The organism is Vibrio sp. 10N.222.49.C9, assembly GCF_041474985.1.
GTDB classification, from domain to species: domain Bacteria; phylum Pseudomonadota; class Gammaproteobacteria; order Enterobacterales; family Vibrionaceae; genus Vibrio; species Vibrio crassostreae_C.
In genome coordinates this window covers 1-222 of record NZ_JBFRVD010001531.1, presented here as the reverse complement: position 1 = coordinate 222, position 222 = coordinate 1, and the positions used below count along the sequence as shown (strand labels likewise).

Annotated in this window: 1 protein-coding gene; it reads left to right on the top strand. The window is 45.5% G+C overall.

From position 1 onward, the window contains the following. Positions 1-222: septal ring lytic transglycosylase RlpA family protein (locus AB4585_RS29105; protein WP_372172283.1), on the top strand; the 222-nt coding region annotated here is incomplete at both ends.

Genomic DNA, 222 nt, shown 5'->3' with positions numbered 1-222 from the left:
GTATTCCATGAGTGCTGCTCACAAAAATCTTCCTATTCCAAGTTATGTCAAAGTCACCAATGTCGACAATGGCAAAACGGCCATTGTTCGCGTCAACGACAGAGGGCCATTTCATGAGGGGCGAATTATCGACCTGAGTTATGCGGCAGCTACTAAACTTGGAGTAGTGCAAACTGGCGTGGCGAATGTCGAAATAGAGTTTATTACGACTAAACCAAAGGC